This window comes from Enterobacter sp. A8 (assembly GCF_004296595.1).
Taxonomy (GTDB): Bacteria; Pseudomonadota; Gammaproteobacteria; order Enterobacterales; family Enterobacteriaceae; genus Enterobacter; species Enterobacter cloacae.
Window position 1 is genome coordinate 1,136,819 of record NZ_SCMF01000001.1, and the last position, 16,937, is coordinate 1,153,755.

General features: G+C 56.7%; 20 protein-coding genes. 4 read left to right on the forward strand and 16 right to left on the reverse strand.

What is annotated here, in order from left to right; all coding sequences use genetic code 11:
- The first annotated feature begins 176 nt into the window (after nt 1-176).
- Nucleotides 177-1,685 (forward strand): flagellin, encoded by a 1,509-nt coding sequence (locus tag EQV24_RS05400; protein WP_063412772.1) that lies wholly within the window; start codon nt 177-179, stop codon nt 1,683-1,685.
- 719 nt (nt 1,686-2,404) lie between these two features.
- Here EQV24_RS05400 and EQV24_RS05405 read toward each other — a convergent pair.
- The 3 genes from EQV24_RS05405 to EQV24_RS05410 all read right to left on the reverse strand — a co-directional run bounded on the left by EQV24_RS05405 (nt 2,405) and on the right by EQV24_RS05410 (nt 4,150).
- Nucleotides 2,405-3,244, reverse strand: a complete 840-nt coding sequence (locus EQV24_RS05405) for a methyl-accepting chemotaxis protein (RefSeq protein ID WP_243649005.1) — start codon at nt 3,242-3,244, stop codon at nt 2,405-2,407.
- 125 nt (nt 3,245-3,369) lie between these two features.
- Nucleotides 3,370-3,567, reverse strand: a complete 198-nt coding sequence (locus EQV24_RS23795) for a hypothetical protein (protein ID WP_243649007.1) — start codon at nt 3,565-3,567, stop codon at nt 3,370-3,372.
- 112 nt (nt 3,568-3,679) lie between these two features.
- A complete protein-coding gene (locus EQV24_RS05410) occupies nt 3,680-4,150 on the reverse strand; it encodes a DoxX family protein (protein WP_223232791.1) in 471 nt (156 codons plus the stop codon).
- Between the two features lie 476 nt (nt 4,151-4,626).
- Between EQV24_RS05410 and EQV24_RS05415 the strand changes: the two genes are divergently transcribed.
- Both EQV24_RS05415 and EQV24_RS05420 read left to right on the forward strand, forming a co-directional pair.
- Nucleotides 4,627-5,439: a winged helix-turn-helix domain-containing protein gene (locus EQV24_RS05415; protein WP_038420036.1), complete on the forward strand. Its 813-nt coding sequence runs from the start codon at nt 4,627-4,629 to the stop codon at nt 5,437-5,439.
- Nucleotides 5,405-5,929 carry a hypothetical protein gene (locus tag EQV24_RS05420; RefSeq protein WP_013097794.1) on the forward strand — a complete coding sequence of 175 codons (525 nt, stop codon included), beginning with the start codon at nt 5,405-5,407 and terminating at the stop codon, nt 5,927-5,929. The genes EQV24_RS05415 and EQV24_RS05420 overlap by 35 nt, the downstream gene beginning before the upstream one ends.
- Before the next feature lie 3 nt (nt 5,930-5,932).
- Here the strand turns inward: EQV24_RS05420 and fliR are convergent, their stop codons facing one another.
- The 13 genes from fliR to fliF all read right to left on the reverse strand — a co-directional run bounded on the left by fliR (nt 5,933) and on the right by fliF (nt 16,348).
- Complete coding sequence (gene fliR, locus EQV24_RS05425) at nt 5,933-6,712, reverse strand: flagellar biosynthetic protein FliR (protein WP_130626287.1); 780 nt, start codon at nt 6,710-6,712, stop codon at nt 5,933-5,935.
- A complete protein-coding gene (fliQ, locus tag EQV24_RS05430; RefSeq protein WP_013097797.1) occupies nt 6,712-6,981 on the reverse strand; it encodes a flagellar biosynthesis protein FliQ in 270 nt (89 codons plus the stop codon). The genes fliR and fliQ overlap by 1 nt, the downstream gene beginning before the upstream one ends.
- Nucleotides 6,982-6,990: 9 nt before the next feature.
- On the reverse strand, nt 6,991-7,689 hold the full coding sequence (gene fliP / locus EQV24_RS05435; protein WP_130626417.1) for a flagellar type III secretion system pore protein FliP: 699 nt from the start codon (nt 7,687-7,689) through the stop codon (nt 6,991-6,993).
- A gap of 29 nt (nt 7,690-7,718) precedes the next feature.
- A complete protein-coding gene (gene fliO, locus EQV24_RS05440) occupies nt 7,719-8,087 on the reverse strand; it encodes a flagellar biosynthetic protein FliO (protein WP_013097799.1) in 369 nt (122 codons plus the stop codon).
- The gene (gene fliN / locus EQV24_RS05445) at nt 8,087-8,470 is read right to left on the reverse strand and encodes a flagellar motor switch protein FliN (protein WP_013097800.1); all 384 of its coding nucleotides are present in this window, start codon (nt 8,468-8,470) and stop codon (nt 8,087-8,089) included. Before fliN ends, fliO begins: the two co-directional genes overlap by 1 nt.
- Before the next feature lie 7 nt (nt 8,471-8,477).
- Nucleotides 8,478-9,470 carry a flagellar motor switch protein FliM gene (gene fliM / locus EQV24_RS05450; protein WP_029882516.1) on the reverse strand — a complete coding sequence of 331 codons (993 nt, stop codon included), beginning with the start codon at nt 9,468-9,470 and terminating at the stop codon, nt 8,478-8,480.
- A gap of 5 nt (nt 9,471-9,475) precedes the next feature.
- Nucleotides 9,476-9,982, reverse strand: a complete 507-nt coding sequence (locus EQV24_RS05455; protein WP_130626288.1) for a flagellar basal body-associated FliL family protein — start codon at nt 9,980-9,982, stop codon at nt 9,476-9,478.
- 128 nt (nt 9,983-10,110) lie between these two features.
- A complete protein-coding gene (locus EQV24_RS05460; protein ID WP_130626289.1) occupies nt 10,111-11,172 on the reverse strand; it encodes a flagellar hook-length control protein FliK in 1,062 nt (353 codons plus the stop codon).
- A complete protein-coding gene (gene fliJ / locus EQV24_RS05465) occupies nt 11,169-11,600 on the reverse strand; it encodes a flagellar export protein FliJ (protein ID WP_029882513.1) in 432 nt (143 codons plus the stop codon). The genes EQV24_RS05460 and fliJ overlap by 4 nt, the downstream gene beginning before the upstream one ends.
- 30 nt (nt 11,601-11,630) lie before the next feature.
- Entirely contained in the window at nt 11,631-12,995 is a 1,365-nt protein-coding gene (fliI, locus tag EQV24_RS05470; protein ID WP_013097805.1) for a flagellar protein export ATPase FliI, read from the reverse strand.
- Nucleotides 12,992-13,696 carry a flagellar assembly protein FliH gene (locus tag EQV24_RS05475; RefSeq protein ID WP_130626290.1) on the reverse strand — a complete coding sequence of 235 codons (705 nt, stop codon included), beginning with the start codon at nt 13,694-13,696 and terminating at the stop codon, nt 12,992-12,994. Before EQV24_RS05475 ends, fliI begins: the two co-directional genes overlap by 4 nt.
- Nucleotides 13,683-14,669, reverse strand: coding sequence for a flagellar motor switch protein FliG (gene fliG / locus EQV24_RS05480; protein WP_013097807.1), 987 nt, complete (start codon nt 14,667-14,669; stop codon nt 13,683-13,685). The genes EQV24_RS05475 and fliG overlap by 14 nt, the downstream gene beginning before the upstream one ends.
- Complete coding sequence (fliF, locus tag EQV24_RS05485; protein ID WP_130626291.1) at nt 14,669-16,348, reverse strand: flagellar basal-body MS-ring/collar protein FliF; 1,680 nt, start codon at nt 16,346-16,348, stop codon at nt 14,669-14,671. Before fliF ends, fliG begins: the two co-directional genes overlap by 1 nt.
- Before the next feature lie 265 nt (nt 16,349-16,613).
- Here fliF and fliE point away from each other — a divergent pair, with 265 nt between their 5' ends.
- Nucleotides 16,614-16,937, forward strand: coding sequence for a flagellar hook-basal body complex protein FliE (fliE, locus tag EQV24_RS05490; protein ID WP_013097810.1), 324 nt, complete (start codon nt 16,614-16,616; stop codon nt 16,935-16,937).

A 16,937-nucleotide genomic window follows, 5' to 3' on the forward strand; every position in this document is an offset into this window, starting at 1 on the left:
TATTGGTTAATTGCTTTTGACCATCCCGATAATTAATGTCAACTCTGTCGCCATTTCCGGTAATGACAAAAAAATCGAAAAAATAATTCAGTCATTTTAATTTCCCCCGATGAATTCAGTATGCGAAGCAATTAACGCATATCTCATATTTCGTTATTACTTAGAAGGATATAACAATGGCACAGGTCATTAATACCAACGCGCTGAGCCTGATGGCTCAGAATAACCTGAACAAATCCCAGACTCAGCTGGGTACCGCAATTCAGCGCCTCTCTTCAGGTATGCGTATTAACAGCGCCAAAGACGATGCGGCAGGTCTGGCAATTTCTAACCGCTTCACCTCTTCTATCCGCGGTATGACCCAGGCGGCGCGTAACGCCAACGACGGTATTTCCCTGGCGCAGACCACCGAAGGCGCGCTGGAAGAAGTGACGGAAAACATGCAGCGTATTCGCGAGCTGACCGTACAGGCGAAAAACGGCACCAACTCCGCCAGCGACCTGGACTCTATCAAGAAAGAGATCACCACCCGCCTGGAAGAGATTGGCCGCGTAGCGGAAACCACCAACTTCAACGGTGTGAAAGTGTTTGACGGCTCGAAAGAGAAAATTACCATTCAGATCGGAGATAAAGACGAAGACACCATCGATATCAAGCTGAGCAAGCTGGATATGGAAACCTTGGGTCTGGATAAATTTATGGATGATTTCGCGGATATCGGGATTACGCTGAATGGTGCAGGCACTGCAGGTAGCCAGTATAAAGAAGCGGCTACTCCGGTAGCCGTAAACGCTGACACTGGAATCACTCCTCCAGGCGGCGGAGATGAATGGCAGGTTCACGCGGACGATATTACCAAACTGAACGCTACAATCAATGGTATCACCGGTGAGACTACTGCGAATGCTGAAATTCTCACTCTTGATGGCGAAGCATTCGTACATGATAAAGACACAGGACAAGTATACAAACTCGATCTCACTGCTGTTACCTGGGCAGCTGGCGCAACAGACCGTCAGAAATTGGCTACCGCGCCAGAAGCAGCGCTGACTGCGCTGGATGCTGCAGATTCTGATATGCTGGTAAACGGCCCATCTACATTGTCAAATGCAAAGCAGATGACAGCCGCAGATACCTTCAAGGATAAAGCCGGCACAGATATTAACCTTGACGAAAACAAGCTGGATGATCTTTCAAAAGCCCTGTTTAATAATGAGGACGCAGCCACCTCCGGGATGAAGATTTTCTCCGTTGATGGCGGTGCAGCAAATACTTACTATGCAATCAACAAAGCCGGCGACGTTAAAACATTCACTCTGGAAAACGATGGTTCCGTTACTGCAGCGTCAATTAAAGAAGCTCGTCCGGCAGACGCTGAATTCATTCAGAAAGAGGCAGGCCAGGCTGTAGCCGATGGCCTGCTGGCCAAGCTGGATGAAGCCCTGACCACCGTCGCGGACTTCCGCGCCGACCTGGGTGCCGTTCAGAACCGCTTCAGTTCCATCATTGCGAACCTGAACACCAATATCATCAACACCACCGAAGCGCGCTCCCGTATTCAGGACGCTGACTTCTCCGTAGAAGTGTCCGCCATGAGCCGCGCGAACATCCTCCAGCAGGCAGGTGTTTCCGTACTGGCCCAGGCCAACCAGGTTCCGCAGAACGTGCTGTCCCTGCTGCGTTAATCTGCGTTACCACCTCACTATTATTACGCGCGTGACTCACGCGCGGTTTGCCCTCCCTGGTGGAGGGCTTTTTTGTTTTTGTGCTCTGTGCGCATTGCCCGGCGGCGCTGCGCTTGCACGGGCCTACAAGGATCAAGGCAAACGTAGGTCGGGTCAGCCGCCACCGCCACCCGGCAAGGGTTTAAGACGGGAGATAAGGCTCCTTCACATAATCCGCCAGCAGGTACACCATATCGTGCAGTCATCCCATCAACGCTATATTCACCTCCTGCGGCAGGATGTTTCCCAATATTGCCTGTGGCAGCGCCTGCGCATAGTGAACCGGCGTAAACGTGTCCTGCCAGCTGTCCGGCATGCACAACGGCGTGGCGTCATGGGCAATGAGTTGCTGGAGAAATCGTTGCGAGAGAAAGAAGAAAGTGCGGACAGAATCGTCATATGAAAGCCTCCGGAGAGATGAGAAATGAATAACAAAGAGCAAACCAGCAGGTCGCTTCGGTACCACCTTGTATTTTCAGGTTCTCACGCCCGGCTGCGGGTATTGCCGCAACGCGGGCACTTTAGTTGGGATAGAAACTAATAACAGGATAAATCGCGTATTACAGAGAGTTACTTATGGGATTGCGAGGCGGCTTCCAGATTTGTGCCGGGTGTCGGCTACGCCTTACCCGGCCTACAAAATCTCCGAAAGTAGGCTGGGTAAGCGCAGCGCCACCCGGCTAGCTGCCTGTGCGCTGAAGCAGGGCATTCGCCACCGTATAAACCTCTTCAATCAGCACGCTATTATTCTGCGTCACCGACGGTGCCCCGCTTTGCGCCTGCATCATCGCGTCGTCAATCAGCGCCCGGAGTTCTTTCGAGGAACGCGCACAGCGGCTGGCCAGATTGCGCGACTCGACGGCAAAAATACCCTCTTCGTTATGCAGCGAATAGCTGTAAGCACGGCTGGCCAGTTGCACCAGCGTGCCGCTACTGTCGGCAATCTGCAGCGCGGCGTCATGCAGGGCGTTCATCGCCTGAACCACGCCCGAGGTGCTTTCACTCAGCATGGCGAGGAGATTACCGTTCGCTTCAGGTACCCGCAGCAGACGCTCGTTCTCCTCAGCAATCGTGCTGGCTGCCTGCGCAATTACCCTCACCTGTTCGCCAATCTCCTGCATCAGCGGCGGCAAGTGCGCACACTGCTCGGTTTTCACCTGCGACGGGAGTTCTTCGTTAAGGCGGGAAAGGTGCAGGTTCAGGCTGCGCAGAAGAGTTAACGTGGAGACCAGCAGCAAGGCCGCCAGCGGCCACGGTTTATGCAGGAGTATGCCCGGGCGTTCGCCCAGCCTACGGGTGGGAACATCAGTGGCCAGCAGCCACGGTGTCTCAGCAATGGGCGTCACCACCAGCGTATGTTCGCCGCTGGCGCTGCGAAAACGGGTATGCCGTAACCCTTCGCCCGGCTGGGCCAGCAGCCCACGCAGCGGAACCGCCATCGGCAGGCTGGCATCGTTAAGAGATTGCACCGTCGGCGCGCCGGCGGCATCACCGATGATGCGCCCGGTGTCATCCACCATCCAGGCGCGACCGCCAAGACGCTCGCCGATCTCTTTGACCAGTGAATTGAAGAATTGACGGCTGGTACCCGTCTCTTCCGTAAGATCGGTCTCGCCAGGGGCTCCTTTGTCCAGCGCAAAGCTTTTCAGGGTGACCCACTTTCGGTCATTGAACGCTGCTGCGCTTCAACCCTGTCGAGTTGCTCACGTAACTGGGTGGCCAGGGCATCAACCTGCGTGCGCAGACGCTGTCCCTCGGTACGAATAAACCAGGGCATAACCCCAGCCTGCACCAGAATCACCAGGGTAATAAAAATAACGACTAAAATAACGATAAAAACCATGACAACAGCCCTGTTCTTTTAATGGCAGCACAACGCTACCTCTACAGGGCTATTTTATTATGCAGGCGTCAGTAAATATGCTCTTCAAACCGTTGATAACCGCACACTTGTGTTACCCCTCCACAAAAACAATTTTGCGCACGTTATCCCAGCGTTTCACCAGCCAGCCGTCGAGACTGCAAAACGTGCCGCCCCAGGTCAACGGGAACAGGCAGAGCACGATATACAGCGTTTCAGGCAGATAAAAGAGCCAGCTCAGCCATGCAATCAGATTAAGCCCGCGTGGAATGGTATAGATGCCAATGGTGGCCAGCGCTACGGTACTAATAATTATCAGTACCAGCGCGCTAAAACGGCTGAATAGCCCCAGCGTCAACAGCAGGCCCATACTGCATTCCAGGAAAGCAACAACAATCGCCATCACGGCCGGAAACGGGATCCCCGCATCGTGCATCGTATCGACCATCAGCAGCTGGTTTTCCGTCACAAATAATTTATTAAACCCGGCGGTAAAGAAAAATACCCCCACCACCAGACGGCAAATAAATACGGGAAACATCGCTGGCAGCTCGGACGTTTGCATAAAACTTTTCAGAGAGAACATCATCCATCCTTGTAAAGAAAATTCATACTGTGTAATAAATTCAATAATCTGTCTTTGCGCAGTATAAATTCGCAGACCTCATTAGCAACCGCTCCCGTTCCCTTTCCGACACAATTAATAATTATATACAGATTAAAAATTGTTAATTCGAAATAATAACAGCGTCTCATTATCAGTGCGACAGATGGCCCATTTGCGCCATCAATGTCGCAAGTATCTGGTTTTAATAAAATTAAAGTAAAACCACCTAAAGCATTACTTTTAATGAGGTTAATACCCCCCTATTTAATAACCTTAAAAGCATTAAGGCTGTTATTACGTAGTGGTTGCAAAAATATGACGTAAGACATAAAAAGCATGTCGCTCTGGCCTTCGGCTAGCAATAAGGGGCATTCATTACTATTAATTACAGTAACCAGAAGCGATACCCAATACACCAGAAGAATCAAATAACTATGCTAAACCATATCGCGATTGGAACGTCCGTCACGCTGGATTTGCAGACCCGCATGCTTACCCGTACGGATACGCAACAGACCGTTACCCTTCCTCAAAGCGCGTGCCTGTGTCTCGCAGCACTTGCAGAGGCGCAGGGTGAGGTACTTTCCCAGGAACAGCTGATGGAGATCGGCTGGCGTAGCGCCGGGGTAGAAGTCACGGATAACAGCGTGCGGGTGATGATCACCAAACTGCGCCGCGCGTTTACTCAACTGAACCTGCAGGAAGCGATCACGCTCATCGCCGTGACGCGCAGCGGCTACCGCCTGCTGGTGCGGGAGGCAAACAGCGAACTGCCACAAGCGGAACCCCTGCCCCTGCAGGATGAACCGGTACAGGCAGACACAGCTGAAGCACAGCCGGTGGTCACCCACGCGCCTGCCCGTGGGGGCAACACGTTTAAACAAAAGCTCTGCGTCACGCTTAGCGGCGTGCTCGTCGGGCTGGTGATTGCGCTCCTCCTGCGCGGCGTTGTCGACTTTAGCCCGCAGCCGGTTCACTTTGTGCGCTGGAATGGCCCTGGCGTGCCGCCGGGCTCAATGGTGATGGTTCAGGAGGATAAACAGTCGCAGCAAGCGCTGATTGAATCCACGCTGCAAACCTATACCCGTCATGTGCTGGACCGCCGCCCCAACGAAAAACCGGCCGCCGTGCTGTACGTCACCACCGGCTCTGAAAAAATGAGCCAGTTCCAGGGGCTTATTGCCTGCCAACAACCCTTTAAGGATTCAGGGAATGACTGCGAATCGTTCTATTTTCGCCTTTATTAAATCCCCGCTCGCGCTGCTGTTTCTGGGCGGGATGGTCGTCGGGCTGGGCGGTATGGCGCTGTACGGATTTCAGACCTCGCCGTACGCATCGCAGTGTATCGCCCCCACCTCCTACTACGTGATTGAGGACGACAACAACGCGACGCTGGCACGCGGTATCTACCGCTCCTACCGCGACGGTCTGTTTAGCGGGCATACCACCTATATCGGCACTATCAGCCACTTCAGGGACGGCAAGCGCGACGGACTGCCCAAAGCGGTGAACCGTGAAGTGCGTTACGATGTTGAACTGTCGGGCAAACGGATCCATCTGACTGTCACCAGCCAACACCGCAAACTTGGCGGCCAGGCCCCGGATCAAGACGTGACGGATTATATTTTCCCGCAGATTAAACCGGGTGAAGTCGCCACCAGCACCGCCTACCTGCTGGATGACAAAGTGCTCGCCTCCGGTACAGAAACCGTCGCCCGCATCGCCTGCATGAACTAAGGGTTATACCAGCGCCTGAATCAGCCCGGCAAGGATATCAAACCCGGTAGCCATCAGGCACTCAAAGAATGGGGCCAGCGTTTCGGCAATCAGAAACAGCGCCAGCATGCCGAAGGTGAGCGTCAGCGGGAAGCCAATCACAAAGATAGAGAGCTGCGGCGTCAGGCGGTTTAACAGTCCGAGGATAAAGTTGATGCACAGCAGCAGCGCAATGACGGGCAGCCCCAGCATCAGCCCCTGGCTGAAGATCATCCCCGCATGGGTGACCAGGTACATAAACCCGCCCGCGTGCAGCGGCGTGGCGTCTATCGGCAGCGTCTGGAAGGTTTCCGCCAGCAGCGCCAGCAACCAGAGATGACCGTTAAAAGCGAGAAACAGCAGCGTCACCAGCAGGTTGAGAAAGCGTGAGATCACCGGGCTGTTCCCGGCACCCGGGTCAAAGAAGGTGGCGAACGACAGCCCCATCTGCATACCGATGATCTCCCCGGCCATGCGCACGGCGGCAAACAGCAATTGCAGCGTCAGCCCCATCGCCGCACCGATAATCACCTGTTTTGCCAGCACCCAGACCCCTTCCCAGGCGTAAAGGCCCACCTGCGCATCGGGCAGCGTGCCGCCAATCAAAATGGCGATCAACAGCGCCAGACCGGCACGCAGCCGGGCACTGACCGCCTTCTCACCAAACACCGGGGCAACGTGCAGCAGCGCGGCAATGCGCACCATAATGAAAAAACAGTGGCTGACCAGCCCGTAGAGCTGGTCGAGAGGAAGTCCGAAGGCCATCAGCCGATCACGAACGGGATGCTGGCGAACACCGCGCGGGTGTATTCAATAAAGATTTTCATCATCCACGGGCCAAGCGCCACCGCGACGCCGACAATCATCAGGATTTTCGGGATGAAGGTCATGGTCATTTCGTTGACCTGGGTGGCGGCCTGCAAAATACTGATGATAAGACCGGTGACCAGCGCGGCCACCAGCAGCGGGGCTGATACCATCAGTCCCACCTTGATCGCCTGCATGCCAATCACCATTACGCTTTCCGGGGTCATGGGTCTCTCCTAACTGTTAAAGCTCTGCGCCAGCGATCCCACCAGCAGCTGCCAGCCGTCGACCAGCACAAACAGCATCAGCTTGAACGGCAGGGCAATGGTGGTCGGCGGAACCATCATCATCCCCAGCGCCATCAGGATACTGGCGACCACCAGATCGATAATCAGAAACGGAATAAAGATGGTGAAGCCAATCTGGAAGGCGGTTTTCAGCTCGCTGGTGATAAATGCCGGCACCAGAATGCTGAGCGGCACCTCTTCCGGCGAGGCGATATCGGGGGTTTTGGCGATACGGGCAAACATCGCCAGATCGCTTTCACGGGTCTGGTCGAGCATAAACGCGCGCAGCGGTTTCACCCCTTCCGTCAGGGCCACCTCCATGGTGATTTTGTTTTCCTGCAGCGGTTGCCAGGCTTTTTCGTAGATCTGGCTGAACACCGGCGACATAACGAAAAAGGTCAAAAACAGCGACAGCCCCACCAGCACCTGGTTTGGCGGCGCGGTAGGCGTGCCCAGCGCGTTACGCATTAACCCCAGCACAATGATGATGCGGGTAAACCCGGTCATCATCAGCAGTATGGCGGGGATAAAGGTAAAGCCGCTCAGCAGCAGCAGGGTTTGTACCGGCAGCGTCCAGCCCCCTTCCCCGGAAGGCTGGCCGAGGGTGATGTCACCGTTGGCCGCCAGCGCACCGGCGGCGGGTAACATCAGGCCGAGCGCCAGCAGCAGACGAGGTTTCACTGCTCACCTCCTGGACGGTATTTCTGACGCAGCTTTTCCAGCATCAGCGGGAACGTCGCGGGCGCGGAGGCCTGTGGGGCGTTTTCCGGGCGCGCCTGCGTGGCGAGGCAGGTAATCTGCGAGGCGGTGACGCCCAGCACCAGACGCTGTTCACCCACGTCAACCAGCACCAGGCGCTCACGCGGCCCCAGCGACTGGGTCGCCACCAGGGTCATGTTGCCCTGGGCGTCGTTAAGCCGACGCGCCAGTCCGCTACGGCGGGCAGCCCAGGCCATCACCACCATCAGCAGGATAATCAACGCCAGCGCGCCGGTAACCGTCATCAGCATCGAGCCAGTGGCCGGAAGGGAATCAGTGGCGTTCATTAGCGGCTCAGACGGTGCATGCGCTCGGACGGGGTAATAATGTCCGTAATGCGGATGCCAAATTTATCGGAGACCACCACCACTTCACCCTGCGCAATCAGGTAACCGTTGATCAGAATATCCAGCGGTTCACCCGCCAGACCATCCAGCGAGACCACCGAGCCCTGGCTTAAACGCAGCAGCTCTTTAATGGTCATTTTGGTGCGTCCCAGCTCCACGGTCATTTTTACCGGGATATCCAGGATCAGGTTCATCTCGTCAGAGAATTGCGGTGCAGCCATGGTGTCGGTAATTCCCGCCGCGTGCTGTTCGGTCATGGCCTCACCCCAAAGATTATCGATGGACTGATCGTCAGTACCCGATGAGGTGTTCATATCGCTCATGGGGAAATTACTCCTTGTTTAATGAAAGTAATGAAGGCTGAATCATCTGCTCGACCTTCAGGGCATATTGATTGTTCACGGCGCCGTAGCGGGCCGTGAAGACCGGCACACCGCCGACGCTGGCTTCGATAAACTCCTGCTTATCCAGCGCGATAATGTCGCCTTTTTTCATCTGCATCACGCGGGAGAGCCGGGTGCCGATATCCGCGAAACGCGCCGTAAGCTCCAGCTCCGTTTCCCGCATCTGGCTGGCCAGCAGGCCGCGCCAGTGGGAGTCCTCGTGCCGGGAGTTGTCCATCGGCGGGTTACTCAGCAGCTCGCGCAGCGGCTCGATGGTGCTGAAGGGAATACAGATATTGAACTCCCCGCGATGCGAGCCGATCTCCACCGAAAACGGCGTAGTGACCACCACGTCATTCGGCGATGAGGTGATATTGGTGAACTTCACCTGGATTTCGGAACGGATATACTCCGTTTTGATTTTATAGATAGAGCTCCAGGCAAATTCGTAGGCCTCGCGCGCCATCGACAGCATGCGGTGGATCACGCGCTGCTCGGTTGGCGTAAACTCGCGCCCGTCGGCCTTGGTCGGGAAACGACCGTCGCCGCCAAACAGGTTATCCACGGCCATAAACACCAGCCCCGGCGAGAACGCCATCAGCGAGGTGCCGCGCAGCGGGTTAAGGTGCAGCAGGTTCAGGTTTGTCGGCACCGGCAGGTTGCGGGCAAACTCGTGATACGGCTGGATCTTAATGTTCCCCGCCGTAATATCCGGGCTACGGCGCAGCAGGTTAAACAACCCCATACGGAACTGACGGGCAAAACGCTCGTTAATAATTTCCAGCGAATGCAGACGCTCGCGAATAACCCGGCGCTGGGTGTGCGGATCGTAAGGTTTAATCCCTGCATCGGGGCCGTTTTTATGATGTTCACTGTTGCTTTCCGCATCGGCGTTTAGCAAACGGTCGATCTCATCCTGAGATAAAAAGCTGTCAGCCATAATAATTACCGCAGAATAAATTCATTAATAAGGACGTCGGTGACGCGAATGGACTGGTCAAAAGCCAGCGGTTTATCCAGCTCACTCTTAATATTGGTCATCAGACGGCGTTTACCCTCATCGGTGGCTAAATCTTCATAAGTCTGATGGGTTAACAACATAAATAAGCGGCTGCGATATTCCGGCAAATATTTTTCCAGCACCGCCAGCGATTTTTGTTCTGCCACGCGAATGGACAAGCCCAGGTACAATACCCGATCCGATTCGTTCGCCGTGGGCTTCAGGCTCACGGTAAAGGTATTCATTGAGGCGTACAGCGGCTCTACCTGTGCGGGTGCCGGTGCTGTTTCCACTTCCCCTTGTGCAACCTCTGCTGCCGGTTTCGCAAATTTCATTTCCCAGAACAGGTAGCCGGAAACACCGCACGCAGCAACGGCAGTCAAAAACATGAACGTCATCAGAAGCGAGCGAGAGCCTCCGCCGCTGGCGACCTTTTTATTTTTATTACTCATTGAACGTACACCTGAAAATAAGAGAGGGCAGCGTATTGCCCTCGGGTCAATATGGCGGACATTGTAGTCCATATCATCACCCTGATAATCAGGTGATAAAATTTCATTCCTGAAGCTAATTCAACACTTCAGGCAAAGGTATTTATTCCGTATATATTTCCGGGGGTGGTGGTTAATAAAGTCGGCACGATCTCCTCTTCAACCGACTGCTCTTCCCCTTCCTGGGCACCGTGCTCGTCACCCGATGCGTTTTGGCCCTGCTCACCGGCGGCAAACTGCTGTCCTTCCGCGCTCACGTTGGCCTGGCCAAGCTGAATACCCGACTCCGCCATCGCGGCACGCAGCTGCGGCATGGCCTGCTCCATGGCGTGACGAATGTGGGCATGCTCGCTGACGATATGGATCTGCGCCTGATCCTGCTGTACGCGCAGGGAAATTTGCAGCGACCCCAGTTCTTCCGGGTGCAGGCGGATCTCCGCGCTGTGCAGCCCGTTACGGCTAAAGATGGCGATATGCTGGCTGACCGACTGCTTCCACTCCGGCGTTTCTGGCGGATGGTTAACGGTGACCACCTGCTGCGGGGCGTGCGCGACGCTGGTGCGTACGGCGGCAGGCAGCGCCACGGCGTTCGCCGATGTGGCCGCAGGCATCTCTGGCGTGACCACCATCTCACTGGTGACCGGTGCAGGCTGGGCCGTCAGCGGCGTGGCATTGGCCGCAGGGGTTTTATCGGCAGCGGTCATGAGCGGAGAAACGGTTTTGCCCTCAGGCTCAGGAGCCTTCCCATTTGCTACCCCCTTCGCAGGGTTGACCGTTTCTGTCCCCGTGACGCTGCGGGTCACCAGCTGTTGCAGCTGCCACTGCGGACTCTCTTCTCTCTCACCCTCAGTGAGCGAAACCCCGTTCAGGGCCTCTGCCAGCCCCGGCGGCGCGGCGAGCAGCATACCGTCGGCATCCGTTACCGGCGCGTCGTCGGCAAGCTGTTGCGGTAGTAAATCTGCGGGTAACCCCGCCAGCGCGGCTTCCGGCATGGCTGCCAGCGCCTGCGGGTCGAGTCCCGGGAAAAGCTGCACCAGTTCAGCCAGCTTGTCATCCAGCGCCAGGCTGAAGCCGTCGTCAGCCAGTAAACCGCCCTTCGGTTTGCCCTGCGCTCCCCCACCCAGTAACAGGGTCGCCATATCAATGTTCATAGCCTTTCTCTCTTTTGTCCGGCACGCTGAGCAAATTCATCCATCAGCTTTTGTTCATGTCGGCTCTGAACTAACGCCTGCGCCGTCGCCCGGCGTTCAATCAGCGTTTCAAACGCGTTCAGGCGCTGCTTGTTTTGTACCCAGTTCTTTTTCACCTCGTCTACCGCCTTTTCGCAGGCGTTCACGTGGCCTGCCTGCTGCTTTACCACCTGCTTCAGCGACAAAATAAACGACTGGTGATTCACCAGATCCGCCACCGACATACCGCCGCCCATCATCCCCTGACGCAGGGACTGCTGGTACTCCTGCTCATAGTGCTGAAGCTGTTCGTGCTGAGTCATCGCCTGCTGGAGCTGCTGCTGCGCACCGCCCAGCGCGCGTGTGGTCTGCGTTAGCGTCTCCTGCGCCTTGTCGCGCAGCAGAACCATGGGGTTATGTGCTTTCATCGCGCCTCCGGCTTAGTCTTTAATATCCGGGAAAAGCCCGGACAGGGCGCGAATGGCGTCGTCATAGCCGCTGCGCTCGTGGATCGCCTGGTGGAGGAACGCCTCCAGCGAGGGATATTTGTCGATAGCTTGATCCAGCATCGCATCGCTCCCTTTGACGTACGCCCCCACGCTCACCAGGTCGCGGTTGCGCTGATACGCGGATAGCAACTGTTTAAAGCGTTGCACCTTGCGGTACTGGGCATGGGGGATAAGCTCGGTCATGGCACGGCTGATCGAGGCTTCAATATCAATCGCCGGATAGTGCCCCGCCTCGGCAAGACGACGCGACAGCACGATGTGGCCGTCGAGGATTGCGCGCGCGGAGTCGGCAATCGGATCCTGCTGGTCATCCCCCTCCGTCAGCACCGTATAAAACGCGGTGATTGAGCCGCCCCCTTTCACGCCGTTACCGGTCCGTTCGACCAGCGCGGGCAGACGGGCAAAGACCGACGGCGGATAGCCTTTGGTCGCGGGCGGTTCACCAATCGCCAGAGCCACTTCACGCTGCGCCATGGCGTAGCGGGTCAGGGAGTCCATGATCAGCAGCACGTTAAGGCCGCGCTCGCGGAAATCTTCCGCAATGCGCGTGGCGTAAACGGCGCCCTGCATACGCAAAATCGGCGAAACGTCAGCCGGGGCGGCAACCACTACCGCACGCGCCAGCCCCTGCTCGCCAAGGATATTCTCGATAAAATCTTTTACCTCGCGGCCACGCTCGCCAATCAGCCCCACCACGATGACGTCCGCAGTGGTAAAGCGGGCCATCATACCGAGCAGCACGCTTTTGCCGACGCCGGAACCGGCGAACAGGCCCATACGCTGACCACGGCCCACCGTCAGCAGACCATTGATGGCGCGCACGCCAACGTCAAGCACGTTTTTGATCGGATCGCGGTGCAGGGGATTGAGCGTTGGGGTAAACAGCCCCGCCGCCGGTTTCCCCGGCGCGGGGCGGCCATCCAGCGGTCGACCCTGCGCATCCAGCACGCGGCCCAGCAGATGCGGCCCCACGGGCAGTTGTTTACCGGCGTGGCTGTCGCTTTGCAGGGCATAAATGCGCGCCCCGGGCAGAATGCCGTCGACATGCTCCAGCGGCATCAGAAACAGCGTCTGGCCGTTAAAGCCCACCACTTCGCTCTCAACCGGGATAATGCCCTGCTCCGTCTGACGCTCAACGATGCACAGCGCACCAATAGGCAGCTTGAGCCCAACGGCCTCCATTACCAGCCCGGTGGCGCGCGTCAGTTTGCCGTACTGGCGAAAATCGGGCACCTGGGTGAGTTTTTCCTCCACCCGGTCAAGGGCGCAGAGCCACTTTTTTAGCTGCTGGCTCATTGCGAGAGCTCCTCGCGCGCCAGCTGACACAGCGCCTGCCAGCGGGTTTCTATACTGGCGTCCACTTCCACATCCGGTGAGACCACCCGGCATCCCCCGGCGGCCAGGCTGGCGTCGCGGTGCAGCTCCCAGCCCATCGCGGCAAGCGTTTCACCCAGCGCCTCATGCACCGAAGCAAACGCCTCCGGGCTGACATAGAGTTGAATGGTGCCGTGCAGCAGCGCGTCCTGCTGCATCAGGCTGCGGATCTGCGTGACCAGAGCATGGTTATCCGCCACACGAGACGTACCGTAGAGTTGCTGCACCGCCGTCAGCGACAGCTGCACCAGACGCGCCGGGATCAGCCCTTCGAGGTTTTCCAGCGCCAGCTTAAAGTTGCTGACCCAGGTTTCCGCCTCGCGCAGCAGCGCCTGCTGCTCCACGCGTGCCTGCTCCACGCCCTGAGCAAACCCAACGTCGCGGCCCTCTTTCAGCCCGGCCTCATAGCCCTGTTTGCGGCCCTCTTCCTGGCCCTGCTGCTGCCCCTGGGCATACCCCTGCTGCTCCGCCTGCTTGCGCAGACGCGCCAGTTCGGCTTTCAGCTGCGCCTCAGACTGGGTGTTATCCATCGTCGGCAGCGGGGTATCCTGCGGCTCTCCCAGCAGGTTTTCAGGCTGCCAGGCGCGCCACCCGGTGGCGTTATGTTCATCAAACGTAGGCATCGTCGCTGCCTCCAATCAGGATCTCGCCAGCCTCGGCCAGACGACGCACCACGTTGAGGATGGTCTTCTGTTCGGCTTCCACCTGGGACAGACGCACCGGGCCACGGGAGGCCAGATCGTCGGTCATCAGCTCGGCCTGGCGGCGCGACATATTGCGGAAGAACTTCATGCGCAGCGGCTCGTCGGCCCCTTTCAGTGCGATGATCAGCGTTTCGCTCTCGATCTCCTGCAGCAGGCGCTGGATGCTGCGGTCTTCCACCTCCACCAGGTTTTCGAACAGGAACATCTCGTCGATAATTTTTTGCGCCAGCTCGCCGTCGAACTCACGTACCGCCTCAATGGCAGCCTCTTCCTGGTGAGATTTCATCAGGTTAAGGATCTCCGCCGCCGGACGGACACCGCCCATCTTGCTGCGCTTGAGGTTCTGACCGTGCAGCAGGTTGTTGAGGACTTCCGTCAACTCCTGCAGCGCGGCCGGCTGTACGCCGCCGAAGGTGGCGATACGCAGCATGATGTCGTTACGTTCGCGCTCGTCGAATTTACCCAGCACGTCTGCCGCCTGGTTACGTTTAAGGTGGACCAGAATGGTGGCGATGATCTGCGGGTGCTCTTCGCGGATAAGGTCGAACACCGCCTGCGGATCCATAAAGTTGAGCGTTTCGATACCATTGGTGCCCTGATGGGTATCCAGCAGATCTTCCAGCAGTGAAGAAGCACGCTCTTCGCCCAGCGCCTTGACCAGCACGCTGCGCAGATAATCGTTGGTGTTGAGGCTGAGCGCCGCATATTCGCTGGAGTCTTTTTTAAACTCCTCCAGCACCATGGCCATCTGGTCGTGAGTAAAGCCCGCCATGTTGACCATTGAGGCACTGATCTGCTTCACCTCGTGGGCGTTGAGGTGTTTGAACACCTCCGCAGCCAGGACATCTCCCAGCGTCAGCATGACGATGGCGCTTTTTTCTGAGGCATTCATTATTTCGGCTCCTTACTCATCCACTGGCGGATCACCAGGGCAATAACGCGCGGCTCCTGCTCTGCCAGCTCACGCAGCTGTTGACCATTGAGTTCCGTATCCACACGCTGCTGGGCACGGTCGCGGTTGTTTTTCTCCGCTGCACGTTTTTTCGCGGCAATCTCTTCTTCCCGCGCCTCTTTTTCCATCTCCAGACGGCGCAGGGTGGTCTCCTGGTGACGGATCCAGGCAGGCTGTACCAGCTTGCGCCACATGACCCAGGCGATAATGGCGATGACCAGATAGCGGGCGATAGCCATCAACAGCGCGTAGAAACGATCCTGTTCCCAGAACGGCGGCACCGGCTCTTCCACCACGCCGTTAAAGGCGGAGTTGAGGATATTGACGCTGTCACCGCGCGCCGCGTTATAGCCAATCGCCTCTTTCACCAGCGCGTTAATGCGGGTCAGTTCGGCCTCGCTAATCGGTCCCGGCTTGCCCTCTTCCCCCTGCGGCAGATGATTAATCACCACCGCCACGGATAAACGTTGAATGCGTCCGGCATTCGATTTGGTATGGATCAGAGTGCGATCGACCTCAAAGTTGGTGGTCTCGTCACTGCGGTTGTTGTACGGCTGTGCAGGCTCACGGTTCGCGCTGTTACCGGTGGTTTTCTCTTTTTTGTCATCCGCCGGGGTATTGAGGGGCTGGGTCAGTGGTGCGGTGGCCGGTGCCGGTGGCGTATTGCTCAACGCCCCCGGCACGCCACTCGCGCCACGGCTATTCCCCTGCTCAGAGAGGCTGGCCTGACGGCTGCGGATGGCCATTTTTTCAGGGTCGCTGTTCGGCTGATACTGCTCCTGAGTTTGTTCCTGCTCGGTGAAATCGATCTGCGCGGTCACCTGGGCGCGGATGTTTTCATCCCCCACCAGCGGGGCCAGAATGCGCTGAATGCGCTGCTGATAGTCGGTTTCAATTTCACTGGTGTATTTCAGGTGCGCCGTCTGCAAACCACGCAGGCCGCTCTGGGTCAGCAGGTTGCCGCGCTGATCGACAATGGTCACGCTCCCGGCTGCCAGGCCAGTCACTGCGCTGGAAATAAGATGGGTGATCGCCACTACCTGGCTGTCGTCAAGCGTACGGCCCTGCAACAGGTTAACGGTGACGGATGCGGTCGGTTTTTTCTGTTCGCGGACAAACATCGACGGTTTTGGCGTGGCCAGATGCACGCGCGCGCTCTGGATCGGCCCGAGATTTTCAATGGTACGCGCCAGCTCGCCTTCCAGGGCACGCTGATAGTTCACCTGCTCGGTGAACTGGCTGACGCCAAACTTCTCCTGATCGAGCAGTTCAAAACCCACGCCGCCGCCCTTCGGCAGCCCCTGCTGGGCCAGCTTCATGCGCACCTCATGCACCTGTGAAGCCGGCACCATGATCACGCCCCCTGGCGTGTCGATGCGGTAAGGGACATTGAGCTGCGACAGCTGCGCCACGATGGCGCCGCCTTCTTCATCACTGATATTACTGAACAGCACCCGGTAATCCGGCTCCTTTGCCCAGAACATTAACGCGATGATGACGGAAAGCGCCGCAGCGCCGCAAATCACCAGCAAAAGCTTCGGGCTGCCGCGAAGTGAGGACAGCATCGATTTGATTCGCTCTGCCGGATTGTTGGTTAACTCATTTAGTGTGGCACTCATGCCGTATTCCTGTATGAAATAGCACGCATCAACGATGCGCGTCAGCTCACGAAATTCGCGAGAGTGATGTCGACGATTTCAAAAATATAAGAATTTTTCAGGCGGGCATTATCGTCTGAAAGGCATTTTTTTTAAGGATAAATAAGCTCAAAGTTCTGTCGGCTTATTGGATTTTCTGAGGTTTTTAATCACGTGCTAAGCTGTCGACGTTTAAAAGATATGCAACAAACCGCCGTTTTTATCTTAATTACCAGGAATAAAAAGAATGTCAGCGACATTAATGCGTGGCGTACTCGATCAAATTCAGAGCCAGGCGCAGCAGGTCAGCGGCCCGTCTCACCGGCTGCAGACCTCTCGCGGCGACGCCCCCTCCTTTTCTGACGTTTTATTTAACAGCATTAACGAAATAAATAAAACCCAGGTTGAAGCGAAGAGCAAAACACAGCAGTGGATGTCCGGCAGTGGCGATATTGCCCTGAATGACGTGATGCTGGCGATGCAGAAATCGTCTATTTCATTCAGCTTTGGCATGCAGGCACGAAATAAGATGATTAGTGCGTATCAGGAAATAATGAATACACCGGTTTAA